Source organism: Pelagibacterium nitratireducens (genome assembly GCF_037044555.1).
In the GTDB taxonomy this organism is placed as follows: Bacteria; Pseudomonadota; Alphaproteobacteria; order Rhizobiales; family Devosiaceae; genus Pelagibacterium; species Pelagibacterium nitratireducens.
This window is the reverse complement of record NZ_CP146275.1, coordinates 511903-537613: the sequence shown is the minus strand read 5'-3', so window position 1 is coordinate 537613 and position 25711 is coordinate 511903. Positions and strand designations below refer to the sequence as shown.

28 protein-coding genes are annotated in these 25711 nt (G+C 60.2%); 7 read left to right on the top strand and 21 right to left on the bottom strand.

From position 1 onward, the window contains the following. The first annotated feature begins 111 nt into the window (after positions 1–111). Positions 112–1245, top strand: coding sequence for a D-alanyl-D-alanine carboxypeptidase family protein (locus V6617_RS02805; protein ID WP_338608949.1), 1134 nt, complete (start codon positions 112–114; stop codon positions 1243–1245). A 4-nt stretch (positions 1246–1249) separates the two neighbouring features. Here the strand turns inward: V6617_RS02805 and V6617_RS02800 are convergent, their stop codons facing one another. Then, the gene (locus V6617_RS02800; RefSeq protein ID WP_338608948.1) at positions 1250–1483 is read right to left on the bottom strand and encodes a sulfurtransferase TusA family protein; all 234 of its coding nucleotides are present in this window, start codon (positions 1481–1483) and stop codon (positions 1250–1252) included. Positions 1484–1772: 289 nt separating this feature from the next. Here V6617_RS02800 and V6617_RS02795 point away from each other — a divergent pair, with 289 nt between their 5' ends. Then, a complete protein-coding gene (locus tag V6617_RS02795) occupies positions 1773–2282 on the top strand; it encodes a PilZ domain-containing protein (protein ID WP_338608947.1) in 510 nt (169 codons plus the stop codon). 3 nt (positions 2283–2285) lie between these two features. Here the strand turns inward: V6617_RS02795 and V6617_RS02790 are convergent, their stop codons facing one another. Next, positions 2286–2774: a CAP domain-containing protein gene (locus V6617_RS02790; RefSeq protein ID WP_338608946.1), complete on the bottom strand. Its 489-nt coding sequence runs from the start codon at positions 2772–2774 to the stop codon at positions 2286–2288. 279 nt (positions 2775–3053) lie between these two features. On the opposite strand from V6617_RS02790, the gene V6617_RS02785 reads away from it, so the two are divergent. Continuing rightward, complete coding sequence (locus V6617_RS02785) at positions 3054–3311, top strand: hypothetical protein (RefSeq protein ID WP_338608945.1); 258 nt, start codon at positions 3054–3056, stop codon at positions 3309–3311. A gap of 1 nt (position 3312) precedes the next feature. Here the strand turns inward: V6617_RS02785 and V6617_RS02780 are convergent, their stop codons facing one another. The 4 genes from V6617_RS02780 to V6617_RS02765 all read right to left on the bottom strand — a co-directional run bounded on the left by V6617_RS02780 (position 3313) and on the right by V6617_RS02765 (position 6394). Next, positions 3313–3717: a hypothetical protein gene (locus tag V6617_RS02780; protein WP_338608943.1), complete on the bottom strand. Its 405-nt coding sequence runs from the start codon at positions 3715–3717 to the stop codon at positions 3313–3315. Between the two features lie 97 nt (positions 3718–3814). Beyond that, the gene (fumC, locus tag V6617_RS02775; RefSeq protein WP_338608942.1) at positions 3815–5215 is read right to left on the bottom strand and encodes a class II fumarate hydratase; all 1401 of its coding nucleotides are present in this window, start codon (positions 5213–5215) and stop codon (positions 3815–3817) included. A 126-nt stretch (positions 5216–5341) separates the two neighbouring features. Beyond that, the gene (gene rpmF / locus V6617_RS02770) at positions 5342–5524 is read right to left on the bottom strand and encodes a 50S ribosomal protein L32 (RefSeq protein WP_041528804.1); all 183 of its coding nucleotides are present in this window, start codon (positions 5522–5524) and stop codon (positions 5342–5344) included. 156 nt (positions 5525–5680) lie between these two features. Beyond that, positions 5681–6394: a transglycosylase domain-containing protein gene (locus tag V6617_RS02765; RefSeq protein WP_338608941.1), complete on the bottom strand. Its 714-nt coding sequence runs from the start codon at positions 6392–6394 to the stop codon at positions 5681–5683. Between the two features lie 72 nt (positions 6395–6466). On the opposite strand from V6617_RS02765, the gene V6617_RS02760 reads away from it, so the two are divergent. After that, entirely contained in the window at positions 6467–7357 is an 891-nt protein-coding gene (locus tag V6617_RS02760; protein ID WP_338608940.1) for a polyprenyl synthetase family protein, read from the top strand. Here V6617_RS02760 and V6617_RS02755 read toward each other — a convergent pair. Genes V6617_RS02755 through ispG form a run of 3 tightly spaced genes read right to left on the bottom strand, consistent with a single transcriptional unit; the run spans position 7354 to position 9535 of the window. After that, on the bottom strand, positions 7354–7824 hold the full coding sequence (locus V6617_RS02755; RefSeq protein ID WP_338608939.1) for a GNAT family N-acetyltransferase: 471 nt from the start codon (positions 7822–7824) through the stop codon (positions 7354–7356). The two genes, V6617_RS02760 and V6617_RS02755, sit on opposite strands and share 4 nt — an antisense overlap. Then, positions 7821–8246, bottom strand: a complete 426-nt coding sequence (locus tag V6617_RS02750) for a GNAT family N-acetyltransferase (RefSeq protein ID WP_338608938.1) — start codon at positions 8244–8246, stop codon at positions 7821–7823. Before V6617_RS02750 ends, V6617_RS02755 begins: the two co-directional genes overlap by 4 nt. 44 nt (positions 8247–8290) lie before the next feature. Further along, complete coding sequence (gene ispG / locus V6617_RS02745) at positions 8291–9535, bottom strand: flavodoxin-dependent (E)-4-hydroxy-3-methylbut-2-enyl-diphosphate synthase (RefSeq protein WP_338608937.1); 1245 nt, start codon at positions 9533–9535, stop codon at positions 8291–8293. A 218-nt stretch (positions 9536–9753) separates the two neighbouring features. On the opposite strand from ispG, the gene V6617_RS02740 reads away from it, so the two are divergent. Continuing rightward, on the top strand, positions 9754–10065 hold the full coding sequence (locus V6617_RS02740) for a YkvA family protein (RefSeq protein ID WP_338608936.1): 312 nt from the start codon (positions 9754–9756) through the stop codon (positions 10063–10065). 79 nt (positions 10066–10144) lie between these two features. Beyond that, entirely contained in the window at positions 10145–10303 is a 159-nt protein-coding gene (locus tag V6617_RS02735; RefSeq protein ID WP_338608935.1) for a DUF3309 family protein, read from the top strand. A gap of 114 nt (positions 10304–10417) precedes the next feature. Here V6617_RS02735 and pyc read toward each other — a convergent pair whose 3' ends face one another. The 4 genes from pyc to V6617_RS02715 all read right to left on the bottom strand — a co-directional run bounded on the left by pyc (position 10418) and on the right by V6617_RS02715 (position 17303). Further along, complete coding sequence (pyc, locus tag V6617_RS02730; protein WP_338608933.1) at positions 10418–13858, bottom strand: pyruvate carboxylase; 3441 nt, start codon at positions 13856–13858, stop codon at positions 10418–10420. A gap of 143 nt (positions 13859–14001) precedes the next feature. Next, complete coding sequence (locus tag V6617_RS02725; protein WP_338608932.1) at positions 14002–14424, bottom strand: TIGR01244 family sulfur transferase; 423 nt, start codon at positions 14422–14424, stop codon at positions 14002–14004. A gap of 89 nt (positions 14425–14513) precedes the next feature. After that, positions 14514–16043 carry a bifunctional diguanylate cyclase/phosphodiesterase gene (locus tag V6617_RS02720; RefSeq protein ID WP_338608930.1) on the bottom strand — a complete coding sequence of 510 codons (1530 nt, stop codon included), beginning with the start codon at positions 16041–16043 and terminating at the stop codon, positions 14514–14516. A 198-nt stretch (positions 16044–16241) separates the two neighbouring features. Then, the gene (locus tag V6617_RS02715; protein ID WP_338608928.1) at positions 16242–17303 is read right to left on the bottom strand and encodes a glycine betaine ABC transporter substrate-binding protein; all 1062 of its coding nucleotides are present in this window, start codon (positions 17301–17303) and stop codon (positions 16242–16244) included. Between the two features lie 256 nt (positions 17304–17559). Here V6617_RS02715 and V6617_RS02710 point away from each other — a divergent pair, with 256 nt between their 5' ends. Then, positions 17560–18768: an ABC transporter substrate-binding protein gene (locus tag V6617_RS02710; RefSeq protein WP_338608927.1), complete on the top strand. Its 1209-nt coding sequence runs from the start codon at positions 17560–17562 to the stop codon at positions 18766–18768. A 157-nt stretch (positions 18769–18925) separates the two neighbouring features. On the opposite strand, the gene V6617_RS02705 is transcribed toward V6617_RS02710, so the two are convergent. From V6617_RS02705 to V6617_RS02670, 8 genes are all read right to left on the bottom strand, one after another. Beyond that, complete coding sequence (locus V6617_RS02705) at positions 18926–20209, bottom strand: branched-chain amino acid ABC transporter permease (protein ID WP_338608925.1); 1284 nt, start codon at positions 20207–20209, stop codon at positions 18926–18928. Further along, entirely contained in the window at positions 20206–21204 is a 999-nt protein-coding gene (locus V6617_RS02700) for a branched-chain amino acid ABC transporter permease (RefSeq protein ID WP_338608924.1), read from the bottom strand. The genes V6617_RS02705 and V6617_RS02700 overlap by 4 nt, the downstream gene beginning before the upstream one ends. Before the next feature lie 18 nt (positions 21205–21222). Further along, the gene (locus V6617_RS02695) at positions 21223–21927 is read right to left on the bottom strand and encodes an ABC transporter ATP-binding protein (RefSeq protein ID WP_338608923.1); all 705 of its coding nucleotides are present in this window, start codon (positions 21925–21927) and stop codon (positions 21223–21225) included. Then, a complete protein-coding gene (locus V6617_RS02690; RefSeq protein WP_338608922.1) occupies positions 21924–22709 on the bottom strand; it encodes an ABC transporter ATP-binding protein in 786 nt (261 codons plus the stop codon). The genes V6617_RS02695 and V6617_RS02690 overlap by 4 nt, the downstream gene beginning before the upstream one ends. Before the next feature lie 91 nt (positions 22710–22800). Next, positions 22801–23169 (bottom strand): methylglyoxal synthase, encoded by a 369-nt coding sequence (locus tag V6617_RS02685; protein WP_338608921.1) that lies wholly within the window; start codon positions 23167–23169, stop codon positions 22801–22803. A 116-nt stretch (positions 23170–23285) separates the two neighbouring features. Then, a complete protein-coding gene (locus V6617_RS02680; RefSeq protein ID WP_014132207.1) occupies positions 23286–23675 on the bottom strand; it encodes a response regulator in 390 nt (129 codons plus the stop codon). A gap of 91 nt (positions 23676–23766) precedes the next feature. Next, positions 23767–24816, bottom strand: coding sequence for a chemotaxis response regulator protein-glutamate methylesterase (locus V6617_RS02675; protein ID WP_338608920.1), 1050 nt, complete (start codon positions 24814–24816; stop codon positions 23767–23769). Next, positions 24813–25673, bottom strand: a complete 861-nt coding sequence (locus V6617_RS02670; protein ID WP_338608919.1) for a protein-glutamate O-methyltransferase — start codon at positions 25671–25673, stop codon at positions 24813–24815. The genes V6617_RS02675 and V6617_RS02670 overlap by 4 nt, the downstream gene beginning before the upstream one ends. Positions 25674–25711 lie beyond the last annotated feature (38 nt).

The window sequence follows — 25711 nt, the reverse complement described above, 5'->3', positions numbered from 1 at the left end:
AGCCTTGCCCCGGCCAAGTTGCCCAAAGAAGGCTTGCGGGCATTGTTTGGCCAAATTTGCCCTGTTATGGATCGGTCCGACGATTAACGAAACGGTAACGGAGTGAGCGCGGTGCAGTCTATCCAGCGGTTGCTGTCCATTTGCGTCCTGGTTCTCGGCATCCTCGCTGCCACCCTGTCTTCAGCACTCGCGCTGCCGCAATTGCTCATAGACATGCGCACCAATGAGGTGCTGTACGAAAACGAGGCCGGCATTCCCTGGCACCCTGCCTCCCTGACCAAGCTGATGACGGCGCTTATCGCGTTCGAGGCCATCGAGACCGGACAGGCTTCGCTGTCCACGCCCGTCATAACCTCGGCAAACGCGCTTTCGGCGGCGCCCTCCAAGCTGGGCCTGCCCGAGGGGACCGCAATCACGCTCGAGGATGCGCTCTATATCCTGGTTGTAAAATCAGCCAATGACATCGCCGTCGCCATTGGCGAAACCATCGCTGGCAGCGAGCCGGCCTTCGTCGACATGATGAACGCCCGCGCCGCGATCATGGGGCTGACCGGCACCCATTTCGTCAATCCCCACGGCCTGCACGACCCAGCCCAGGTAATCACGGCGCGTGACATCGCCATGATCGCGCTGACCATCAGGGCGCGTTTCCCCCAGTATGATGCACTGTTTTCCACCCGCACCGTGGCGCTCGGCGATGCACGGTCGCAGTCCAACAACGAGCTTCTGACCGGCTTTTCCGGCACCGATGGGATGAAGACCGGCTATGTCTGCGCGTCCGGGCTCAATATCGTGGCCACCGTAACCCGCGGCGGGCGGCAATTGATGGCCATAACCTTGGGGGCCAGTTCTTCACGCGAACGCGGCGAGATGACCGCCCAGATGCTGTTTTCGGGCTTTGCCGGTGGCTATCGCGGCACGGGCCGCACCGTTAACGCCGTCGTCAACCAGCCCGGTCTTTTGCCCGTCGACATGCGCACCGATATCTGCGGCGCCAATGCTTCGCAGTACTCCGAGGAACGTGCCGAGATTTTTTCTGCCGGCCTTGATGGCCAGATTTCCTATCTCAACGACACCATAGTTCCGCCCACTCACACCATTGCAACGCTTGGCCGGCTGGCCGACGTGCCTCTGCCCCGCCCCCGACCGGGAATACCTGACATCGCAGCTGGAAGTCCTGCCAATCAGAACCTTTCGGCCGGCTTTGGCGATTCCTCGATCGTGTCACTGACGCCCAATCCCTGAGGCTTCACCCCGCAATTGGGGACTTGATCACTGTAAACCGGACGGCTCTACCCTCGTCGCGCGTAACGAGTGCGTGTCCCTCCTGATGGCAATAGAGGGCGATATCGATCCGCGCGATGGGATCGGTCGCCAGCACCACAATCGTCTCGCCCGCTTTGGCGCGCGCCAGCGCCTTTTCGAGCTTGAGGACGGGCAGCGGACATTTGAGTCCACGCGCATCGACAACAGTATCGCCCATATCTTTATTCACCGAGAAACGAGTACACGGGCAAAGCGGCTACACCCCAAGAACCCGTCAATTACAAACGTCAATGTTTATTAAGGATTAATACTGTAAGGTATTTCCCTCTTGGGGGAGCATTGCGATGACACAGGTGAAACGGGCCGACGCCCGCACGAGCCGGCCCCGGTTGGATGACCGCCTTCGGCTTATGACCAATATGCCGGGACGATACCACCTCGAAAAGTGGCCCAGCACAAATGATAAGAAATCCTATTTCGCTTGTCGCGTGCAACGGATTTCACCAATGACCATGTCCGTTGCCGCCCCGATCGGCGGCGATGTGGGGGATTGGGTGACGGCCCATTTCGAGGAGTTCGGTGTGCTGCGCGGCCAGATCGCCCGCCCCATGGGCTTTGGCTTTACAATGTCGCTCGATATGACCGATGAGGAACGCGAGCGCCTCGCCTCGCACGTCCAATGGCTTGAGCAGCACAAGAATTACGAGGTTTCCGAGAACCGCCGCTACCGGCGCGTCACGCCCAAGGACCCCCAGTCAACCATCATTCTGGCCGATGGAACGATGATCGATTGTTTCGTGATCGATATTTCGATGACCGGAGCCGCCATCTCTGCCGATCTCGGTGTCGAAATCGGTATGCCGATGGCGCTGGGTACCGTGGTCGGGCGCGTCGTGCGCATGCTCGACCCCGGCTTTGCCATCGAATTTCTGACCCGCGTCGATTACGACAGTCTCGAGCACAAACTCATCTGTCCCCGCGCCGAACTGCGCAAGCGCCTGCTGGAAGAGGCTTAGCCCCTACCGAGCCAACAGCATCACCCAATGCGCGCCGTAGGCCGAATTCGGCTCGTACACGGCAGCGAACCCGGCGCGCCGCGCATCGCCCTGCGCCAGAACATCGGCATCGGCTGGACTGTTGCGCCACCCCGAAAACGTCTCGGCAAAATTGGTATAGCCCGCAGAAAGCCGCATATTGGTTGTGCCTGCCGGACGAGTTGGCGGGTTACCCGTGCTCGCATATTGCGCCGCAACACTCTGAGCCTGCGCATCGAGTGCCGGATCGGCGCTCAGCGGCGCGGCCCCGCGCACCGCGCGGTACTGGTTGATGATCCCCAGCGCCGCCTGCCGATCCATCTGAGCGCCCGGCACATTGATCTGACTGACAAGGCCCGGCGCCAGCCCACCACCTGTCGAAGACGGCGCCCCTGAGCAGGCGGCAAGCCCACCGACGCAGAAAAGGGCAAGCGCAATCGCGCTCAGTCGGGTAGGGGCGAGCTCAAGGGTCATAGGTTCGGCCTCTCGGGTCTGGTCCAATAAAATATCTTGACGCCCTAAAAGCGCAACAAAGCCGCGAAATTGCGGCGCTTCCCTTACCGCTTCGTTAACCGTGCTCTCTCCTGCCCGAACCAAAGTCCCTCCGCCACGTTAACCATGCGCTCGATTGCCTGTGGCAAATGTTAACGAAACATTGCCAACTGGCACGGCGATTGCGACTTCTGGGGGAGCAGGGCACTCGATGCGTGCCAGAACGGGACACATGTCCCACTTTGAAACGGAACCGCGCGAGTGGATACGAGCAAGCCAGAGAAACGGACGATTTCGGGACACCGCCTCCCGGTCAGCCTTTCCGTGCCGCGCGCCAGACCGTCCCTTGCCGGCTCGGCGCCGCAGGCGGCTTTTCTCGCCCAATTGATCGACTCCGCCCGCGCCAGTACACCGGCCTCGCCTTCACGCGAATCGCGCGCCAGCCAGTTCTATCGCGCCATCGAAACAAGCGATCTCAAACGCTTACCCATGGGCTACCGCAAATCGGTTTCGGCCTGACCTATTCGGTCCCGCCAAACTGCACGTCCCGCGCTGCGGCACGGATGGAAACGGTAAATCCGGCGATCACGTCGATCAGCGCCATGACCATCAGGATGAAAAACACTGACGTCGCGGCGTAGCCCACCAGCAGAAATTCCACGAGACAGATCACAAACACTGCAGTCGAAAGCATGTGATCGACCACCGAGGCATTGCCGAACCGTGTCGATTTGAGAATTTCGCCAAACAGCAGCACCAGCGAAACAAGCACGAAGACGTCCCCCACACTCAACGCCCATACGCCGCCTGAGACCATGGAAATGGTCGCCAGCGGCGACATCCAGGCCGCACCGTCGGCAAAGCCGAACAGCGCCATCACATTGTAAACGATCAGGGGCAGTGCCAGGAGCGGCGGCATAAACATCGATGGGTTCCGTCGGGCGGGTGGTCTCATGGGTGCGACCCTGCCTCAAAACCCCGATTTTGGCCAGAAAAAAGGCCGGTCACCGACCGGCCCTACGTTACTTCTTGATGGTGATCGGCCCGACCATCTGCTCGGGCCGCACCTCGGCGTCGAACTCGTCACCGCTCAAAAGCCCCAACGCAATAGCTTCCTCGCGCAAGGTCGTGCCGTTCTTGTGCGCCGTTTTGGCGATCTTAGCCGCGTTGTCGTAACCAATCTTGCGATTGAGTGCGGTCACCAGCATCAACGAATTGTTCAAATGCTCGTTGATCTTCTTGCGGTCCGGCTCAATGCCGATGGCGCAATTGTCGTTGAACGATTTGGCCGCGTCGGCCAAAAGCCTCACTGACTGGATGAAGTTGAACGCGATGACCGGCTTATAGACATTGAGCTCGAAATTGCCCTGGCTCGCCGCAAACCCAATGGTGGCGTCATTGCCCATCACCTGCGCCACGACCATGGTCATGGCTTCCGACTGAGTCGGGTTGACCTTGCCCGGCATGATCGAGGAGCCGGGCTCGTTTTCGGGAATGGTGATCTCACCCAGTCCCGAGCGCGGCCCCGAGGCCAGCCAGCGCACATCATTGGCGATTTTCATGAACGCAACCGCCAGTTGCTTTAATGCACCCGAAGCCCCGACGAACGCATCGTGCCCGGCCAGCACCGCAAACTTGTTGGGCGCCGTCACAAACTGATGCCCCGAAAGAGTCGAAATTTCCTCGGCCACCATGCGCGCATAGTCAGGGTGGGTGTTAAGCCCCGTCCCCACAGCTGTTCCCCCCAGCGCCAGTTCGCGCAATTGCGGCAAGCTCGCCTCAATGGCCTTGAGCGCCAGGTCGATCTGCGCCACCCAGCCCGAAATTTCCTGCCCCAGCGTCAGAGGCGTCGCATCCTGAAGATGGGTGCGGCCGATCTTGACCACGTCCATGAACTCCTCGGACTTTTTCGCCAGCGTGTCGCGCAGCAGCTTGACCTTGGCGAACAGCTTGTCCTCGACAATGGTCACCGCCGCGATATGCATGGCGGTGGGATAGGTGTCGTTGGAGCTTTGGCTCATATTAACATGGTCATTGGGGTGCACGGGCTTCTTGCTGCCCATCTCCCCGCCGGCCATTTCGATGGCGCGGTTGGAAATCACCTCGTTGACGTTCATGTTCGATTGGGTGCCGGACCCGGTCTGCCAGACAACCAGCGGAAAATGATCGTCGAGCTTACCGGAGATCACCTCATCGGCCGCCGCGACCACGAGGTCGCGGGTCGTTTCGTCCATAAGCCCGAGTTTTGTATTGGTGACCGCCGCAGCCTTTTTCAGAGTTCCGAAGGCATGGACGATTTCGAGCGGCATCTTTTCGCCGCCGATATCGAAATTCATCAGCGAGCGTGCGGTCTGTGCCCCGTAATATTTCTCGTTTGGAACCTCGATAGGGCCCATAGAGTCGGTTTCAGTCCGCGTGCTCATCACAATCCTCCAGTGGCTGGGTACTGGCCAATAAAAAGGCCAGTCCCTGTTTCAAGGACTGGCCGTATTCTGGACGGGCGAACCCGTCAATGGCGCTTTGGTCTAAAGCACCAGAGCTTTAAGCAATCAGTTGCCTTTGGGCTCAAGAATCTGACGGCCGCGATACATGCCGGACTTCAGATCGACATGGTGCGGACGGCGAAGCTCGCCGCTGTCCTTGTCTTCAACATAAGCTGCGCCCTTGAGCGCATCGGCCGAACGGCGGAACCCGCGCTTCATCGGCGTCGTCTTCCTTTTGGGGACTGCCATTTGACTACTCCATTTTCATGCTGCGTGCCCTGCTCAGGCAATAGAACTCTGCCGCGCCGGCCACGCCAAAACCGTTTTACCCTATCGGGATCGTGGCGCTCTATACAGGATCACCGGGGCCTTGGCTAGTCTGTCGGTCAGGAAAATCGCACGCTTTCATAGCGCCGGTGCCCCGTCGAACAGACACTCGGCCTGCGATGAAAACCGCTGCACTCTTACTTCGACAATTCCGGCCGTCCGAACCAGCCCCGACGTCGGGTTGCCGGGCCGCCGCACATGTGGATTGGGCAGCGTCACCACAAGTAGCGTGGCGCGCTGCCATGAAAAACTTTCAGCGCTTGTCCCAAACGCCGCCTGCGCTCCTGCCTCCACGCCGAACTCCCCGTTGGGGCCCCATTCTGCGATATTGAGATAGATCTCCATGATCCGCTGCTTGGGCAACACAAGATCGATGTACATGGCCAGCGGCACCTCGAGCGCTTTGCGCACCACAGAGCGCGAATTGGTCAGAAACAGGTTCCGCGCCACCTGCATGGTGATGGTCGACGCCCCCCGGGCCTCGCGTCCAGCCAGAAATTTGTCGATCTCGGTTCGCAGTGCTGCGACATTGACCCCGTGATGGGTGCAGAACTGCCAGTCTTCAGAGAGGACCACCGACGTTTTGAGCCTGTCGGAAATCTCGTCGAGATCGCGCCATATGCGCGTCACCGGCTGGCCGGTGACATATCGGCCGATCATCAGCGTGGAAACCGGCGGCACCACCCAATAGAGTGGCACCAGCACCAGCGGAATGGCCACCAGCGCCGCGGCCAGCACCAGCGGCACCGCCACCCAGGATTTCCAGCCCCGCCTTTTCCGCCGTCTGGTCAAATGTCGCCTCCCGGTTCAGTCGCAAACGAGCGCGCTTGTAGAATGGACACGGAGGCTTTAGCAAATCTTGCCATGACCGAAGATCAATTCGATTCCCAGCTTGCCGATTGCGCCACCCAGACCGAAGCGTTTCTGGCCGCCCATATTGCAACGCTCGACGCCCCCGAGCGCCTCTTGGCCGCCATCGCGCACGGTACGCTGGGCGGCGGCAAGCGCCTGCGCCCCTTCCTCGTGCGCCTTTCCGCTTCGCTGTTTGACGTGCCGCACGAAAAAAGCCTCGCTGTGGGCGCCGCACTCGAAATGATCCATTGTTATTCCCTCGTCCATGACGATCTGCCCGACATGGACCATGACGAACTCCGCCGCGGCAAACCCACCGTCTGGAAAGCCTTCGATCCGGCTCTCGCCATCCTGGCCGGCGACGCGCTTCTGACTGAAGCTTTCGCACTGTTGTCCGATCCGCGCAGCCATCCCGATCCAGCCATCCGCGCCGAACTGGTTCTGACCCTCGCCCATGCAGCCGGATCCGCCGGCATGGTGGGTGGACAGGTCCTCGATATCGAAGGCGAAACAAACCCGCTCGACGAAGACGCGATTTTCACGATGCAGGCCAAAAAAACCGGCGCCCTGATCCGGGTGGGCGTTGAAATGGGCGCCATTCTCGGCAATGCCAACTCCACCCAGCGGGCCGAACTGATCCGCTTCGGGACCGCCGCCGGGCTCGCCTTCCAGATCGCAGATGACATCCTCGATGTCACCGCCACCTCCGATGCGCTGGGCAAGACCGCCGGCAAGGATGTGGCGCAAAACAAGTCAACGATCATTGCCCGCAACGGCCTTGATGCCGCCCGGAAGGTCTTGGATGATGCCGTAGTGAACGGTCTCGATGCGCTGGAGAATTTCGGCCCAAGCGCAGATCGCCTCCGGTCGCTCATTCGGCATTTCGCCGACCGCAGTCACTAAAGCCGCTTTTCCATGGCAATTCCGTAAGCCGGTCGCTGTTCAGGCAAGAGATCGCGTTCGCGGTACCCTCTCGCCTCATAGAACCGCCGCGCGGTTATCGTGCTGACCAGATAGGCCACTGACTCCCCCCGCGCGCTCAACATCTGTTCGAGATGAACCATCATCGCCCCCGATACGCCCATGAACCGGCTCTCGGGATGCACATAGTTGAGGACGATCCCCTCCCTCTCCCGAACCCCTCCGGCGCTGGCCATGTGGCCATTGGCGAAAGCCACAAAAATCGTATTGAGCGGATCATCGATCCACTTCAAAAAGTACTCGGGCGTCTTGTTGGAAAGCCAGTGCTCCAGCCGCTCGGCATCATTGCCATGGTCGGGTACGCAAAGCTCGACAATCGAGCGCCGCAGCAGCGCAGCCGCCTCTTCGGCGTCTCCCGCCAGCGCCGGGCGAATGGTAATCGTGCTCATCGCCGCCGGCCCAAACGCCTGCCGAGCGCCGATCCCGCAATGCGCGCCCGCTCGATACGAAGGGCGAACCCCTTTTCGTTTTCCATGAACCGCTCAAACCCAAGCTTTTCATGGAACGCCAATGACAATGTATTGGTGCGATAGACATGGCTTTCGAGCGTCTCGATACCCTTGTCTTCCATGATAGCCGCCATCCGCCGCCCGATTTCGGCCAGAACCGATGCGTTGCGATGCGCCGGATCGACACTGAACGCACCGACAAACCAGCGCCCCTCCGCCAGCGGCCAGAAATAGGTATGAGCCACATGCCGGCCATTCCGCTCGACGCAGATCAGTTGAGATTTTTCGAGCGATGCCGCAACCTTTTGCCGATAATCCGCAACATCAAACGCGTCGCCCGCTTCTGTCGTGTGATCAGCCAAAACCCGCGAATCAAGCGTTACAATGCTATCAAGGAGAACAGAGCTCATTCCGCCGCTGGCTTGGCCCGCCCTGCCCCGAACCGGTTTTCAATATAATCGGCAACCATGCGCTTGAACTGGTCGGCAACATCGGCGCCCTTGAGCGTCGTCACCTTCTGGCCCTCTATAAACACAGGCGCCGATGGCGTTTCCCCGGTGCCGGGCAGCGAAATGCCGATATCGGCGTGCTTGGATTCCCCCGGCCCGTTGACGATGCACCCCATCACCGCAACGCTCATGGCCTCAACGCCAGGATATTTCTCCCGCCATTCAGGCATTGAGGTTGAGAGATGGTCCTGGATATCTTTTGCCAAAGTCTGAAACGTCGTCGACGTCGTCCGGCCGCAACCGGGGCAAGCCGCTACCACAGGCACGAACTGGCGAAACCCCATTGTCTGGAGCAATTCCTGCGCCACCTTGACCTCAAGCGTCCGGTCGCCGTCCGGTTCGGGGGTCAGCGAAATGCGGATCGTATCGCCAATACCCTGCTGCAGCAGGATGCCCAGCGCCGCCGAGGAGGCGACGATCCCCTTGGACCCCATTCCCGCTTCGGTTAGTCCCAGATGCAGCGCGTAATCGCAACGCACCGCCAGTTCCTGGTAGACCGAAATCAGCTGCTGGACGTCCGACACCTTGGTCGACAGGATGATCTTGTCGCGCCCCATACCCAGTTCTTCGGCCCGCTCGGCCGAAAGGATTGCCGAGCGGATGATGGCTTCGCGCTGCACATGCGCTGCGCTCCAGGGTTCGGTACGGCCCGCGTTTTCATCCATCAGAACGGTCAGCAATTCCTGATCGAGCGAGCCCCAATTGACCCCGATCCGCACCGGCTTGTCGTACCGGTTGGCGATCTCGATCATCTGGGAGAATTGCTTGTCGCGCTTGTCCTTGAAACCAACATTGCCCGGATTGATCCGGTACTTGGCCAAAGCCTCCGCACACGCGGGATGGTCGGACAGCAGCTTGTGCCCGATATAGTGGAAATCGCCCACCAGCGGCACGTTGACACCGCGCACCATAAGCCGGTCGCGGATATGAGGCACCGCAGCGGCGGCCTCGTCCCGGTCCACGGTAATGCGGACAATCTCCGAACCGGCCCTCGCCAGCGCCGCGACCTGACGCACTGTTGCATCGATATCGGCGGTGTCGGTATTGGTCATCGACTGGACCACAATGGGGCCGCCGCCTCCCACCATCACTCCGCCGACATCGACCCCGACCGTTGTTTTGCGCTGCGCTGGACCTGACATGACCCGTACTCTTTGTTCTCGTCGAACACATAAGCCTTCACAAAGACCAGCGCAATGTTACACCCGTGCGACCAAGAGTGCTTCCAGGATAAGTGGGCACCACTTATCCTGTTCGGAAGCACGACCAATAAAGACTGCGAGAAATTGAAGCGATTCCAAGAAGCGCTGAAATGCTTTAGCGGCCTTGAACGCTGCTCGCCGATCCCTATCTAGAACTCATGATAAAGAACCTCGCTTCCCTCCTGCTGCCTCGCTTCCTGCGGTTTCGCAAGGAAGCGCTTTTGCTCTGGAAGGCCTTCTGGTCGCCGGGCACCCCGCTCTATCTCAAGTTCGCGACCTTTGCGGCCGCGGCCTATCTGGTCTGGCCCATCGATCTGATCACGGATTTCATTCCGCTGCTCGGTTGGGTCGACGACATTATTCTGGTGCCGCTCCTGGTCAGTTGGATCGTTTCGCGCCTGCCGGTAACCGCACCGGTTCGCGCGCGCAGGGACGGCCCGATCATCGATGGAACGGCGCGCCGTATGTAAAATAACCTGTCCGCGGGAACCATTTGTCCCTCACAAAAGTTTTACGGGCCATAATGGTCACTGTGAGGGAATTTGAAAAATGGGCCTTTCGACAATTCTGATTATCATCTTGATTTTGCTTTTAATCGGCGCTTTGCCCACTTGGGGTTATTCGCGCGCCTGGGGGTACGGCCCGACCGGTATTCTCGGTGTCATTCTGGTCGTTATCCTCATCCTGATGTTGATGGGTACGATCTAGCTTTTTGACGGCTCGCGCATCCTTTCCGGCGCGGACTGTCACTCCCGGGGTTCCCCGGGCTCTATGATTGATCTCCTCCCCTTGGACGGCCCGGATTTCCCGCGCCGTCCTTTTTTAGTCCAGCCGGATCAACAGATCCTTGGCATCGATCTGATCGCCGGGCTTGACGAGAACTTCAGCCACGGTCCCGTCGGCCTCGGCGTGCAGCGCGGTTTCCATCTTCATGGCTTCGATCGAAAGCAGCACATCGCCAGCCTCGACCTTCTGGCCAGCTTTCACGGCCAACGATGAGATAACCCCCGGCATGGGTGCGCCAACCTGTTTAGCATCGCCTGTTGTTGCCTTGGGGCGGGCAACGATGTCGCCGGCCTTGAGCCGGTCAGGAACGGCCACGGCGCGAGGCTGACCGTTGAGGTCGAAAAACACCCGCACCATGCCCTTTTCATTGGTTTCCGACTGGCCGAGGAACTGGACCACCATGGTCTTGCCCTTTTCGAGATCGACCATAATCTCGTCGGCCGGATTAAGTCCGTAAAAATAGACGGGCGTGGGCAGCACTTCGGTCGGCCCGTAAAGGTCCTGGGCCTTGGCGAATTCGGCAAAGACTTTCGGATACATGAGATACGAGGCAAGCCGGAAATCGTCGATTTCCATGCCAGAGGCCTCCTCGGCCTTCTTGCGTTCTGCTTCGAGATCGGTCGGAGCCAGCCCCTTGCCGGGGCGCTCGGTCAGAACCTTCTTCCCCTTCAGAACCTTTTTTTGCAGCGCCTCAGGAAACCCGCCAGTCGGCTGGCCCAGATCGCCGGCAAAGAACCCGATCACCGAATCGGGGAACGACACATCCTTTTCGGGGTTCTCGACGTCGGCACGCTTGAGACCCGACGACACCATGGCCAGCGCCATATCGCCCACCACTTTGGAGCTTGGCGTCACCTTGACGATATCGCCGAACATCTGGTTGACGTCTGCATAGGTCTGGGCGACTTCGTGCCAGCGGGTTTCCAACCCCATCGAACGGGCCTGTTCCTTGAGATTGGTGAATTGCCCGCCGGGCATTTCGTGGAGATAGACTTCGGACGCACCACCCTTAAGATCGCTCTCGAAAGCCCGGTACTGCGTGCGCACCGCTTCCCAGTAAAACGAGATTTCCCGGATCGCCTTGGGGGAAAGCTGCGCGTCGCGCTCGGTCCCTTCAAGCGCGGCGACCAGAGACCCAAGAGTGGGCTGGCTCGTCGTGCCCGAAAACGAATCCATCGCCGCATCGACCGCGTCCACTCCGGCCTCACAGGCCGCAAGCACCGTCGCCGCCGAAGCCCCCGACGTGTCGTGGGTATGGAAATGAATCGGTAACCCGATCTCCCCTTTAAGCGTCGCAAACAGCTTCTTGGCCGCCGGCGCCTTCATTACCCCGGCCATGTCTTTGATGCCCAGCACATGCGCGCCCGCAGCTTCGAGTTCCTTGGCCAGCCCTACATAGTATTTCAGATCATATTTTGCCCGGTCCGGGTCGAGCATGTCGCCGGTGTAGCACACGACGCCCTCGCAGACCTTGCCGCTCTCGATGACCGCATCCATTGCGACCCGCATGTTCTCGACCCAGTTGAGGCAATCGAACACCCGGAAAATATCGATCCCGCCCTCGGCAGCTTTCTTGACGAAGAACTGCACGACATTGTCCGGATAATTGGTGTAACCGACACCATTCGCCCCGCGCAGCAGCATCTGGGTCAGAATGTTGGGCGCCCCCTCCCGAATCTTTTTCAGCCGCTCCCATGGATCCTCGTTCAGAAACCGCATTGAAACGTCAAACGTCGCCCCGCCCCAACATTCGAGCGAAAACAGGTCAGGCAGGCCGCGACTATAGGCCTTGGCGATCTTTTCCATGTCGAAGGTGCGCATGCGGGTGGCCAGAAGGCTCTGGTGCCCATCGCGCATCGTCGTGTCGGTGAACAGTACCCGCTTTTGCGCCTTCATCCAGTCAGCCAGCCCCTTGGCGCCATCGCGCTCGAGGATCTGCCGGCTGCCCTCGACGACGGAAAGCGGCGGATATTCCGGGATCACCGGCGCCGCCGCATTGGTTGGCGGCCTTGGCCGGTCACGCACCTCAGGGTGACCGTTGACCGTCACATCGGCGATATAGGTCAAAAGCTTGGTCGCCCGATCCTTGCGCTTTTCGATGTCGAAGAGCTCGGGCGTCGTGTCGATAAACCGCGTTGTATAGGTATTGTCGCGGAATTTGGGGTGCGAAATGATGTTTTCGAGGAACGCAAGATTGGTCGACACACCGCGAATGCGGAATTCGCGCAGCGCCCGGTCCATCCGCGCAATCGCTTCTTCGGGCGTCGGCGCCCAGCAGGTCACCTTTTCCAGGAGCGGGTCGTAGAACCGGGTGATGATCGCGCCCGAATAGGCCGTCCCGCCATCGAGCCGCACACCGAACCCAGTCGCCCCGCGATAGGCCGTTATCCGCCCGTAATCGGGGATGAAGTTTTCTTCCGGGTCTTCAGTGGTAACCCGGCATTGCAGGGCATGGCCATGCAAAACGATGTCCTTTTGTTCAGGCACCCCCGATTGCGGCGTCCCGATGGCCGCCCCGTCCATAACCTTGATCTGCGCCTTGACGATATCGATGCCCGTAACCTCTTCGGTCACCGTATGCTCGACCTGAATGCGCGGATTGACCTCGATGAAGTAGAACTCGTCGGTCTGGGCATCCATCAGGAACTCGACGGTCCCCGCACAGCGGTAACCCGCCTCATTGCCCAGCTTCAGCGCCGCGTCTGTCAGCGCCTTGCGAGTCTCTTCCGAGAGGTACGGCGCCGGCGCGCGCTCAACCACTTTCTGGTTGCGCCGCTGTACCGAACAATCGCGCTCGAACAGATGCACCAGATTGCCGTGATCGTCCCCGAGCAATTGGACCTCGACGTGACGGGCCTTTTCAACAAGCTTTTCGAGATACATCTCGTCCTTGCCGAACGCCGCCTTGGCCTCACGCTTGCCTTCGGACACTTCGGACCGCAGTTGTTTGGGGTCGGTGATGCGTCGCATGCCGCGTCCGCCGCCGCCCCAACTCGCCTTGAGCATGAGCGGATAGCCGATCGCATCGGCCATTTTCGCCACTTCATCAAGATCGTCGGGCAAGGGATCTGTGGCAGGAACCACTGGCACGCCCGCCTTGATCGCCATATTGCGGGCCGCGACCTTGTTGCCCAGATCGCGCATGGTCTGCGCCTTGGGCCCGATAAAGATGATCCCTGCATCCTCGCACGCATCGGCAAATTCAGGGCTTTCCGACAACAGCCCGTAACCGGGATGGATGGCATCGGCACCCGAAATCCGGGCCACGCGAATATACTCGTCGATCTGCAGATAGGCTTCCACTGGCCCCTTGCCCTGCCCGATCAGATACGCCTCGTCCGCCTTGAACCGATGCAGCGCCAGCTTGTCCTCTTCGGCAAACACAGCAACCGTTTTCAGCCCCAGCTCATTGGCGGCTCGGAACACCCGGATCGCGATCTCTGAGCGGTTGGCGACGAGAATCTTCTTGATGGCCATGGACTGGGAAACCCCCTGCTAGAGCGTGTCGGGGCGCGTGGGAACACACGCCCGCAGATCGTGTTGCCGTCACTAAAACCGGCCGCCGTACGGCCGGACGAAACCCCGTACAAAAGGGGAAAGGGCCCTGGGCGACCGGGCGGTCAGGAAATTGGCTTATCCAGATGCGCGGCCAGATGACTCATGTCGTAGCCGGCCCCGGCCGCGGCATCGATGATTGCGTCCGATGTCTCGGTGCCCGCCTGGCTGAGCGCCCACAGCGTCGTCGAGCGCGTGCCGGAGCGGCAAAACGCAAACACCGGCCCGCCGCTCTCATCGAGCGCATGCCGGGTGGCGGCCACCATGTCGGGGGTCACACCCTCGCGGCCCATGGGAATTTCGTAATAGCCAAGCCCAGCCGCCTTTGCAGCTGTCGCGATTTCGGCACCTGCCGGCTGGTCCGGTGCCTCGTCATCGGGGCGGTTGTTGATGATCGAGACAAAGCCCGCCTGCTTGATCGTCTCGACATCGGACGGCAGGATCTGCCCCGAAACGCTCACGCGGTCATTGATCTTTCTGATATCCAAAACCCGGTCTCCCTGACGCCGAAAAGTTCCTACCACTCACCGCTCTTATAGCCATCAAGGCTACCGGTGCGCAACAGAACCCACAGGGGTCAGGCCGCTTTGATTGCTGCGTCTTCGGCTTCAATCTTGGCTCTGAGCGGTTGTGGCCGGCCCAAAAGAAAGCCCTGGAACCCCGTGCAGCCCAACTCAACCAGCGCCGCGTGCTGCTCCGGCGTCTCCACGCCCTCGGCAATCACCTCGATCCCCAACCCTTTGGCGATCTTGCAGATCGATTCAACAATCATCGAATCCACCGGCCGCGAAGTGATTTCAGCAACATAAGCCCTGTCGATTTTCAGGATGTCAAATGAGAGATCGCGCAGATAACCGAGGCTTGCATGCCCGGCCCCGAAATCGTCGACGGCTATGCGCACGCCCAGCGCCCGCAGGAATTCGAGATTCTTTCGCTCGGCAGAATTCTTGTGCAATGGCGCCGTTTCGGTAATCTCGACAATGAACCGCTCGCCCATCAGCCCCGCCGCAGCAATCTCCTCTGCAAACCGCGCGGCATAATCGGGATGGCGCAGTTCTGCAGCCGATACATTGATCGCCACCACCTTCGTGGGCAGCCGCGGGACATCGGCACAAACCCGCCGCAGAACCCATTGCCCGAGCTTGGCGATCAGATCGGACTGTTCGGCAATCGGAACGAACGCTCCGGGCGAAATCATTCCCCGCACCGAATGCCGCCAGCGCACCAGCGCCTCGACAGAACGCTGTCGTCCATCCTGGCCAAAGACCGGCTGATAGTGGATTTCGAGCTCATCCATAAGGATCGCCGCCCGCAATTCTCGCTCGATAAAGCGCTGATAGCGCTCCTCGCTGAGCAACTCGCGTTCAAACGCGATCACCCGCCCGCGTCCGCCATTCTTGCCCTTGTAAAGGGCAAGATCGGCCTTTGAAATCAGCGTGTCCGCATCGCCCGCATCGCCGGGTGCCGTAGCAATGCCCATTGTGGCCGACAGCCGCACATCGCGTCCAGCCAAAGGTTCGGGGCGGTCGAGCGTTTCGAGCACCCGGTCTCCCAACCGTTTGAGCGCCGCCTTGGAACTGACCCCCGACAGTGCCACGGCAAATTCGTCCCCACCCAACCGGCCAATCACCGCGCCGGGCACCAATTCCTCGAGCGTCCGCACCAGCCGCACCAGCGCCTGGTCTCCTGCCGCATGCCCCGTTCCGTCGTTGATGGCTTTGAGATGATCCATATCGATCTGGATATAGGCGACCGGCATCCGCTCGGCCTCCCGCACCATGTCCCGCAGCCGGTCGAGAAAATATTTGCGGTTGAACGCTCCGGTGAGCGCGTCACGGTTGAGAGAAGCCAGCAGATCGCGCCGCCGGGTTTCGGCAAGGCTGAGCGCCCTGCGCAACGAAAAATAGCCCCATACGATGATCGCGATGAGCGCCAGCCCGGCAATGGCCACGACCGGCAAAACCACTTCTGCGTGCCTTGCGCCCAACCAGCCGGCAATCAGCGCTTCAAGCGCCGTGAACACGATAAGGCAGCCGGTCGCCCCTGCGGCAAAGGCAGTTCCGCGATAGACGGCCAAGATATTGGTGAGGGAAAGTTCTGTACGCATGCAACGCCACGACCGCTTGTTCGGCCCGACCATACGCAGCGCGTTTTAACGCAAGGTGAATATCGAAAAATATTCCCAATAAATCAATAACTTGTACCAGAAATCAACTGGCAGACTCCGGCAATCCACCATCGTCGGACCATTATGTGACAGTCCTGCGACAACGCTCTGAAACCCCGTCTCATGGTTAGGGATTTCTTATGGCGCCGTTGCACGGTCCTCCGGTTCAGCCCCGTCCACCCAGTCCTGCCATACATCGCGTCCAGTGATCAGAAAATTCTGCGCCACGGCTTCCGCACTAGCCTCGTTCTCGGCTTGCCAGGCCAAAAGCCGGTTCATTTCATCGAGCGGCATGGAGGCGCGCGCAAAATAATCGGCAACATCGGGCGTATCTGAAAAGAGCCATTCGGCCACCGCAATCACCACGGTGTCGGGCGCAAACCCCGATCCTCCGAATGGCACGCAATCGCGAATGGCCATGCATTGGGCATTGCCCGCATCGAATCCGCCCATGTCGAGCGGAACGAGATCAAGCCGGTCAATAAGTGCGTTGGGTTGCCAGTAATAGGTCAGCACCGGCTGGCGCTGGCTGACCGCATCGGTAATTGCCCCGTCCATGGCGAACCTGTCGAGCGGCTCGACGATATCGAATCGTTCATCAAGCCCAAGCCCCGCGGCCATGTTCCTGTTGATGATCGCGCAAGCCCAGTCGGCGGGACACGAATAAAGTTCGGCCCGGCTTTCACCTGCCGGAACGAACACCTGCCAATGGTCCATGATGTCGTCGGCGGCTGCCAGCCCGCTGTTGTTTTCCAAAACATAGGAGGGTACGAACCAGGCCTCAAGCGCGCCACCGGTAAAGGTGGAAGCCGCGGCTCGCGCACTCGATGCTTGCATGGCGCCGTTCCACACCTCGGCCTGCCGAGAGACCCACAACTCGGGCGCCACCGCCGGTTGCTGCGTCGTCGCCATCGATGCCAGCGTTGCTTCGGGTTCCCCCGGCACCAACCGCACTGCGCATTGATATTCGGCCCGCAAGAGCGTCGCGTGGATATTGGCCAGAATTGCCGCCGACGGCCAGCCCATTTCGGCAATGGTGATCTCGCTGCTGCCACAAGGCGGTTGCGGTATGGATTCGGCGCTGGCAGGAGCTGCCTCGCCCGCTCCGCCCGAGCTATCGAGCACTTGCACCTGCCCATACCCCGTTGCCGGCACAAAGCCAATCACCGCTACAAGGACATGGGCCATCTTGATCCGCATCGGCCACCTGCCTCCCTGAATGATCAACGATCATAACTGGCAAATGCCCGCCCGTTAAGCAACTGTAGGCTCAAGAAAATTCGTGCCAAAACCTGATGACTCCATAAACGCAACTGTGCAATGGTACCGTCTGGAGCGGGTCCAGCGAGTGGACCTTTTTCCAGTTGGGCTGTCCGAACCGAAAAGATCGCACTGGGATTTTGACCACCATGCGGCACGGGAGGGGCATGGCACGACCAAACTCTTGAGGGATATCATGCGTCATATCAAAAAATCTCTGACCCTTGCGGTCGCCGCAGGCGTTCTTTCGATGGCGGCCCCCGCCGTCGCACAGGATGTCACGATCGGCTTTATGGGCGGCTTCACTGGCCCCATTGAAAGCCTTGCGCCCCCGATCTTTGCCGGCGCCGAACTGGCCGTCCAGCAGGTCAACGATCAGGGTGGCATACTTGATGGCGGCACGTTCTCGATCGTTTCAGCCGACGGCGCCTGCGATGCGACCGCCGCAGCCAACGCGACCGACCGTCTGGTCAACACCGACCAGGTGAGCGCCATTGTGGGCGGGCTTTGCACCGGTGAAACCATAGGTGGCGCCAATTCTGCCGCCATTCCCGGCGGCGTCGTCATGATCTCGCCCGCCTCCACTGCGCCGGCCCTGACCACGCTCGAAGACAACGACCTTGTCTTCCGCACCACCCCCTCCGATGCCTTCCAGGGCCAAAAGCTCGCCGAGCTGCTTTTGTCCAAGGACATCACCGAAATTGCGCTGACCTATGTCAACAACGACTATGGTTCGGGCTTTGCTTCGGCTGTCACCGAGGCCTATGAAGCTGGGGGCGGCACCATCGCAGCCAACCTTGCCCATGAAGACGGCAAGGCCGATTATCGCGCCGAGCTGGGCAATTTGGCCTCCTCGGGCGCACAAACCCTCGTTGTCCTTGCCTATGCCAACTCCTCGGGTCAGACCCTGCTGCGTCAGGCCTTGGAATCGGGCAATTTCGTCACCTACGTTGGTGGTGACGGCATGGTCGGCGACGACTTGTTCACCGGTATCGATGCTGGCAGCGTGGAAGGCATGATCGCCACCCGCGCCGGTGCGTTCGAAGGCGAAAGCGCAACGGTTTACGCCGATCTGGCCACCGCCGCCGGGCTGACCCCGAACGACGTTTACGCTCCCCAGTCCTACGATGCGGCCCTCCTTCTGGCCCTCGCCATCGAAAAGAACGGCTCGGCTGACCGGGAAGGCCTCTCCGCCGCCCTGCGCGAAGTCTCCTCGGCTCCGGGCGAAACCATCCTTCCGGGCGAATGGGAAAAGGCCAAGGAACTCATCGCGGCCGGCACCGACATCGACTATCAGGGCGCCGGTGGCGATCTGGACTTTGACGATGCGGGCGATGTTGACGGCGTAATCGTCGAAATGACCGTCGAAGGCGGCTCGTTCGTCGAAGTTGGCGTCATCGAATAAGCCAACCAATACCCCAATACGAAAAGCCCGGGAGCGATCCCGGGCTTTTTCTTTTTTGCTTTCCCTTTGGGGAGAAAGAGCCTGCCCCAGGTGCTTGAACGGGAGCGGATCGCCGGGGAGGGGCCCCACTGATGGGGTCCCCGAACCGGAAGCCGTTCTAGTCTTTGCGCTCGATATGCTCGGGCAACAGCCCCTTTGGCGCAAACCGCAGGGCAATGGTCACCACCAGCCCCAGAACGAAAATCCGCATCTGTACGGCACGGGTTTCGATGTCGGGAATTTCGCCCCAGCCCATCGAGGACGACCAGTTGCTCAGGGCCCCGAACAGGCCCGTCGCCACCTGCTCGGACAGCATCCACACGATATAGATGAACAGCCCGCCAAACAGCGCCCCGAAATTGTTTCCCGCTCCACCCACGATCAGCATCACCCAGATGATGAAGGTGTGGTTGATCGGCTGGTAGCTCGAGGGGTCATAGATGCCCACGAACGAAACGAGGATCGCCCCGCCAATGCCCATGAGCACCGAGCCGAAAATGAAAATCTCAAGTTGCCGCCCCGTTACATCCTTGCCCATCGATGCCGACGAGATGTGATTGTCACGAATGGCCCGCATCATGCGACCCCAAGGCCCCTGATACGCCCTGTGGATCAAGAACAGCGCCACGATGACGATAGCCACCACCAGCGCGAGAAACCCGGCCCGCGCGTAAACGAAGCTGTCGGTGATCGAAACACCAAACTCCTGATAGTATTGCGGATTGGGCACCGGCCAGGGGATGGGCGAAACCGTTAGCGTGCCGCGCGTCAGCCATTCCATGTTACGGATCACAGCCCGCAAAATTTCGGCAATCCCGATGGTCGCAATCGCCAGATAATCGGCCCGCAGCCCAAGGCTGACCTTCCCCACCAGAAACCCGATCAGCCCGGCCAGAATACCCCCGAAGGCCCAGCCAAGGATCACCGGTAGGCCCAGCCCGCCGACCCAGCCGGCGGTCGAGGTGATAGTGTTGGCGGCCGGATCCATCTGCGTACGGAAGATAACATAGGCGGCAAACCACGCGACAACGATCACCGCCCCGCGCCATTTGCCCGTTATTCCGAACCGCTGCACGCGATGGGCGAAAAAGATGATAATCGCCCCGATCGCCGCCGCGATTGCGGTGCGCCCGAGCAGCATCGGGCCCTCGGATTCCCAGAACGCCGCGTTGACCGGAAAGGAGATGAAGGTGACGGCAAACCCGCCCACCATCAGCATGCCCAGAATGCCGAAATTGAACAGCCCGCCAAAGCCCCACTGGATATTGAGCCCCATGGCGATCAGCGCAAAGGCGAAGGCCTCCACCATCAGCCGCACGGTGAACGGGGTGCCCATCATCACACCCACGAAAACGATCAGCGCAAACAGCGCTGCAAACAGCCCGATATAGCGCGCGGTCATGTGGAGGCTCCCCTAAAGATTCCCGTTGGCCGCACCAGAAGCACGACGACCAGGATCACGAAGGCGACGGTGAGTTTGTATTCGGACTGAACCAGGGTCAGCGAAGCGGGGATGTCAAACCAGAGGACATCGCGGAACGGGCGCAGCAGCACCGCCCAATTGAACACCGCCAGCGTTTCCGCAAATCCCAGAACGAACCCGCCAGCAATTGCCCCATAGGCATGCCCCAACCCTCCCAGGATGGCTGCTGCAAAGATCGGCAACACGATATTGAAGGCCAGATCGGGTTTCAGTGTTACATCGAGCGCCAGCATGGTGCCCGCCAGGCAAGCCAGCGCACCCGCAATCACCCATGTCACCCGCACGACGAGCTTGGTGTTGATGCCTGAAACCTTGGCCAGGTCGGGATTGTCGGCCATAGCCCGCATCCCCTTGCCCAACCGCGAGCGGGTGAGAAAGTAGTGCAGGGCAATCACGGCGATAGCGGTCGAAGCCACCAGCCAGACCTGCGGCTCTGTAAAGGTGATGGGCCGGGTGACCCCCTCGAAGGGCAATTCGATCCGGAAAATCTGCTTGGGTTCGGTATCGAAGAACGAGCGCGTCTCCACCCCGAAAAACAGCCGGATCAGCCCCTGGATCATCATGGTGACCCCGATCGAGGCGATCAGCAATGTCACCGGTTTTGCCCCGCGGGCCCGAAGCGGCGCATAAAACCCTTTGTCGATCCCCAGCGCCAGCCCCGCCGCCAGCACCATGGCCAGCGGCACCACCAGCACACCGGTCGGAATGGGTGTCACGATCCCCAGTGCCGTCAAAACGCCGGCCAGGATAAAGGTGATGAACGCCCCCATGGTCATCATGTCGCCATGGGCGAAATGGGCAAACCGCAGGATACCGAAAATTAGCGTCACGCCCACGGCGCCCAGTGCATAGACCGAGCCCAGCACCACCCCGCCGATCAGCGCCTGATTGAAGAAAAAGATAAGATCGTTCATGCTTTCATCAGCTCCGGATCACCCGCCAAGAAAGCTCTTGGCCACATCCGGATCGTCGAGCAATTCCTGCCCGGTTCCGGTGAACCTGTTCTGTCCGCTGGTCAGAACGAACCCCTTGGTCGCGAACGCCAGCGCCTGACGCGCATTCTGCTCGACCATCAGGATACCAACGCCCGCGGCGTTGATCTTGACCACCTGTTCGAAAATTTCCATCATGTAGCGCGGCGAAAGCCCGGCCGAGGGCTCATCGAGCATCAACAGTTTCGGCCGGCTCATCAGCGCCCGCCCCATGGCCACCATCTGGCGCTGCCCGCCCGACAGTTCGCCCGCCGGCTGTTTGCGCTTGGCCTTGAGATCAGGAAACATCTCATAGACCATATCGAGACTTTCGGTGATGTCGTCGCGCCGCACGAAGGCGCCCATCTCGAAATTCTCGTGTACCGACATAGAGGTAAAGACGTTGTGCTCCTGGGGCACGAACGAAAGCCCCATCGGCACCAGGCGGTCGGCCTCGAAATTGGTCACATCCTGCCCACCGAATGTCACGGTCCCGCCCGTAACGGTCAAAAGCCCGAAGATGGCCTTCAGAGTGGTCGATTTGCCCGCCCCGTTCGGTCCCACGATCACTCCGATATCGGACGCGTCGATCGCCATGTTGACGCCATTGAGGATTGGCGCGCCGCCATAGCCGGCCACAATGTCCTTAAGATCGATAAGGCTCATCGCACGGCCTCCACCGGGCCACCGAAATAGGCCTCGACGATCATCGGGTTGGCGCGTAGCTCTTCCATATTGCCTTTGGCGATCACCTCGCCCTGCGCCATCACGATCACCGGGTCACACAGCCGCGCGATCAGGTCCATATCGTGCTCGATGACAAAGAAGGTGTAGCCGAGCTCTTTGTTCATGCGCTCGATATTGGCGGCCAGATCGTTGAGCAGGGTCTTGTTGACCCCCGCCGCCACTTCGTCGAGCAGCACGATCTTGGCGTCCACCATCATGGTGCGGCCCAGCTCAAGCAGTTTTTTCTGTCCGCCCGAAAGATTGCCCGCCAACTCGTTCTTGACGTGCCCGAGTTTGAGAAAATCGATGACATGGAGTGCTTTCTGACGCACCTCTGCCTCGCGCGCCGCAGCCCTGCCCGGCTGGAACCACAGGGTCGAAAGGCTCTCGCCCGGCTGATCGCCGGGAACCATCATCAGATTCTCCAGCGCGGTCATCTGGGAAAATTCATGCGCGATCTGGAAGGTGCGCAACATGCCCAGCCGGAACAACTCGTGCGGCTTGAGCCCCGTAATGTCCTGCCCGTCAAAGATGATCTGCCCGCTGGTGGGCGCGAAATTGCCGGCCACCATGTTGAACAGGGTGGATTTGCCCGCCCCGTTCGGCCCGATCAGTCCGGTGATCGATCCGCGCTCGACTTCGAGCGAACAGTTCGAAACAGCCAAAAGCCCGCCAAACCGTTTTGAAACGGAACGCACCTCGATTACCGCGTCAAACGCCACGCCTATGCTCAGCCCCTGAATTATCGTTGGACCAAAAGGTCAAATTCGTTGGAATTGCGGCATCTGCTCACAAGCGGTCCATCCGGTCAACTCAAAGCGCTTTAAGCACGGCTTCGGCTGTGGACTTGTTGTAGGCCACCGGGATGTCATAAAGCGTCGCGAGCCGGGTCAGAGCCTTGACGTCCACATCGTGCGGCAGCGCGCTCATGGGGTCTATGAAAAAAATCAGCGCGTCCAGCCGTCCCTCGGCAATCATCGCCCCGATCTGCGCATCCCCACCCAGCGGGCCGCTTTTCAGCGCCAGAACCTCGAGCCCGGTTTCCTGGGCCACGCGTCCGCCGGTCGTACCGGTACCCACCAGCGTGAACCCATTCAACTGGTCCTTGTGCGCCCGCGCGAAGGCGACCATGTCGTCCTTCTTTTCGTCATGGGCTACCAGCCCGATGGTCTTTGTGGTCATGGCACTTGCCGTCCTTGCCCGTTTTGCTCTTCAACCATGCGATAGCCGCCTTGCCAAGCCCGGCAGCAAAAGGGCGCCCCGATGGACGCCCCTGCAAACGCAAATAGTCCGCTCGCTCAGCTCAGCGCGCCGATAACCGCCTCGATGCGCTTCTTCATTGTCCCGGCATCGTAAGGTTTGATGATATAGTTGTTCACACCACTCTCGATGGCTTCCTTGACCTGCTCCTTATCGGAGCGGCCCGTGGCCATGATAAAGGGCATGCCTTGCGTGCGCGGATGCTTGCGGATCACCTTCAGCAGCGTCAGCCCGTCCACATCATCCATGTTCCAGTCGGAAATGATGAGGTCGACACTTGTCTTTTCAAGCTTGGTCAGCGCATCGCGGCCGGACTTGGCCTCCACGATGTCCTTGAACCCGAGCTGAGTGAGGATGTATTTGCAGATGCCCCGCATCGATTGCTGGTCATCGACAATGAGAACGCTGACAGCGCTGGCCTTTGGCATGGATTCTCCGCCTTCAATACCCGGTCTTCTTCCGGAATGGTCAACCTGCGAAATTAGGGGACAAGCGTTACAATAATCTCAATACAAAGCCTCAAGCTGCAGCCTTGAGCTTCATGAGTGCGCTAACTAAGCGCCCGGCGATCTTTTCCACCGGCGCTTCCTCGATCACCGCACCCATCTCGAACGCTGCCTTGGGCATGCCGTAGATCAGGGCCGATCCCTGCGACTGCCCGATGGTGAACGCCCCAGCCTCACGCATGGCTTTCATGCCCAACGCACCGTCGCGCCCCATGCCCGTCAGGATTGCCCCCACGGCCATCGAGCCCACCACCTTGGCGGCGGATGAAAAAAGCACGTCCACGCTCGGCCTGTGTCCCGACGTTACCTCATCCTGGGTCACCCGGCATTTGAGCTGGCCCGAGGTCTTTTCCACCCGCAGGTGAAAATCTCCCGGAGCGACATAGGCTGTTCCGCGCTCGAGCACCATGCGGTCGGCAGCCTCGATCACCCTGACCGGCACGAGCTCGTTGAGCCGGGCGGCGAACCGCGCTGTAAACCCCTTGGGCATGTGCTGGGCGATCACGATCGGTGGACAATCGGAAGGAATGGATGAAAGCACCTGCCGGATCGCCTCGACACCACCGGTGGAGGCGCCAATGGCAATAAGCGCCCCCTCGGGCGCCGCAGCCGTCTTGAGCGGTAAATCGGGCGCTGGGGCGCGATGGGCCCGCGCCTGCACGTCCGACTGCGCCGCAAAGCGTACCTTCTCACGCAGCGTTGCGCCGAATGCCTCCAGCCCTCCTGCCATCTCGGTGCCGGGCTTGGCGACGAAATCGACGGCACCGAGCTCCAGCGCCAGCATGGTTTCGGACGCCCCTTTGGTGGTTAGGGTTGAAACCATCACCACCGGCAGTGGCCGCAGCCGCATGATCTTTTGCAAAAAGGCCAGCCCGTTCATATTGGGCATTTCGATATCGAGCGTCACCACATCGGGGTTGAGCGCCTTGATCTTGTCGCGCGCGTCCAGCGGATCATGCGCGGTACCCACCACGGTGATATCGCCCTCTTGCGCCAGCGTTTTGGAAAGCACGTCCCGAATGAGCGCCGAATCGTCGACGACGAGGACCCTGATATTGCTCATGCTGCATCCTTTGCGTCGGCATTTGCCTTGCGTTGATAGACAGTCTTGCCGACCAGTTTGAAGCCCTTGGAAACGGCCTGCAGGTTTTCCGAGTGGCCGATATAGAGAAAGCCGTCAGGCGCCAGTACCTGACCGAGCCGGTCAAACAGCATCCCTTGGGTTGGCTTGTCGAAATAAATTGCCACATTCCTGCAGAAAATCGCGTCAAACGGACCGCTGACCGGCCAGGCCTCGATCAGGTTGAGCAGCTTGAAGGTGACCAGCTCGTGCGCGGCGCGCGGGATACGGATTTCTCCCGTCTCGACCTTTTCGAAAAGCGCCGCCCGTTGCGCTGAAAGCCCGTTGAGTTCGGTGGACGGATAGATGCCTCTGGCCGCCTTGCCCACGACATTGGAATCGATATCGGTGGCCAAGATACGGAAATCCCAGCGCTTGAGTTCAGGAAATGCGGCCAGAAGGCTCAACGCGATCGTATAGGGCTCCTGCCCGGTCGAACATCCCGCTGACCAGATGCGCAGGCGGGGCTTGCCGCCCTTTGTCATGCGCCGCGGCCTGGCGATCAGCGCCGCCACGTGGCTGACAAGATGATCGAAATGGTGATCTTCGCGAAAGAACCGTGTCAGATTGGTGGTCAGTGCATTGACGAAATCCTGATCGTCCTCGGGCCGGCCCCGCATCTCGAGAAAATCGATATAGGCATCGAACCCAGGCAAAGAGAGCCCGCGCACGATCTTGGACAGGCGCGACACCACAAGCGTGCGCTTGGCGTCGGAAAGCGAAATCCCCGCCACGCGATAGACGCGCTCGCGGATTCGCGAAAACTCTTTTTCGCTAAGCGGAAATTCACCAGTATCCATACAAGTTCCGACTCCCCGATGCCGTCCTGCGCCCAGAA

Bases quoted from the DNA above. Each gene is read 5' to 3' on its own strand.
- V6617_RS02800 (WP_338608948.1), bottom strand. From the start codon at position 1,483: ATGGGCGATACTGTTGTCGATGCGCGTGGACTCAAATGTCCGCTGCCC.
- V6617_RS02795 (WP_338608947.1), top strand. From the start codon at position 1,773: ATGACCATGTCCGTTGCCGCCCCGATCGGCGGCGATGTGGGGGATTGG.
- V6617_RS02790 (WP_338608946.1), bottom strand. From the start codon at position 2,774: ATGACCCTTGAGCTCGCCCCTACCCGACTGAGCGCGATTGCGCTTGCC.
- V6617_RS02780 (WP_338608943.1), bottom strand. From the start codon at position 3,717: ATGTTTATGCCGCCGCTCCTGGCACTGCCCCTGATCGTTTACAATGTG.
- fumC (WP_338608942.1), bottom strand. From the start codon at position 5,215: ATGAGCACGCGGACTGAAACCGACTCTATGGGCCCTATCGAGGTTCCA.
- rpmF (WP_041528804.1), bottom strand. From the start codon at position 5,524: ATGGCAGTCCCCAAAAGGAAGACGACGCCGATGAAGCGCGGGTTCCGC.
- V6617_RS02760 (WP_338608940.1), top strand. From the start codon at position 6,467: ATGACCGAAGATCAATTCGATTCCCAGCTTGCCGATTGCGCCACCCAG.
- V6617_RS02755 (WP_338608939.1), bottom strand. From the start codon at position 7,824: ATGAGCACGATTACCATTCGCCCGGCGCTGGCGGGAGACGCCGAAGAG.
- ispG (WP_338608937.1), bottom strand. From the start codon at position 9,535: ATGTCAGGTCCAGCGCAGCGCAAAACAACGGTCGGGGTCGATGTCGGC.
- V6617_RS02740 (WP_338608936.1), top strand. From the start codon at position 9,754: ATGATAAAGAACCTCGCTTCCCTCCTGCTGCCTCGCTTCCTGCGGTTT.
- V6617_RS02735 (WP_338608935.1), top strand. From the start codon at position 10,145: ATGGGCCTTTCGACAATTCTGATTATCATCTTGATTTTGCTTTTAATC.
- pyc (WP_338608933.1), bottom strand. From the start codon at position 13,858: ATGGCCATCAAGAAGATTCTCGTCGCCAACCGCTCAGAGATCGCGATC.
- V6617_RS02720 (WP_338608930.1), bottom strand. From the start codon at position 16,043: ATGCGTACAGAACTTTCCCTCACCAATATCTTGGCCGTCTATCGCGGA.
- V6617_RS02715 (WP_338608928.1), bottom strand. From the start codon at position 17,303: ATGCGGATCAAGATGGCCCATGTCCTTGTAGCGGTGATTGGCTTTGTG.
- V6617_RS02710 (WP_338608927.1), top strand. From the start codon at position 17,560: ATGCGTCATATCAAAAAATCTCTGACCCTTGCGGTCGCCGCAGGCGTT.
- V6617_RS02705 (WP_338608925.1), bottom strand. From the start codon at position 20,209: ATGACCGCGCGCTATATCGGGCTGTTTGCAGCGCTGTTTGCGCTGATC.
- V6617_RS02700 (WP_338608924.1), bottom strand. From the start codon at position 21,204: ATGAACGATCTTATCTTTTTCTTCAATCAGGCGCTGATCGGCGGGGTG.
- V6617_RS02695 (WP_338608923.1), bottom strand. From the start codon at position 21,927: ATGAGCCTTATCGATCTTAAGGACATTGTGGCCGGCTATGGCGGCGCG.
- V6617_RS02685 (WP_338608921.1), bottom strand. From the start codon at position 23,169: ATGACCACAAAGACCATCGGGCTGGTAGCCCATGACGAAAAGAAGGAC.
- V6617_RS02680 (WP_014132207.1), bottom strand. From the start codon at position 23,675: ATGCCAAAGGCCAGCGCTGTCAGCGTTCTCATTGTCGATGACCAGCAA.
- V6617_RS02675 (WP_338608920.1), bottom strand. From the start codon at position 24,816: ATGAGCAATATCAGGGTCCTCGTCGTCGACGATTCGGCGCTCATTCGG.
- V6617_RS02670 (WP_338608919.1), bottom strand. From the start codon at position 25,673: ATGGATACTGGTGAATTTCCGCTTAGCGAAAAAGAGTTTTCGCGAATC.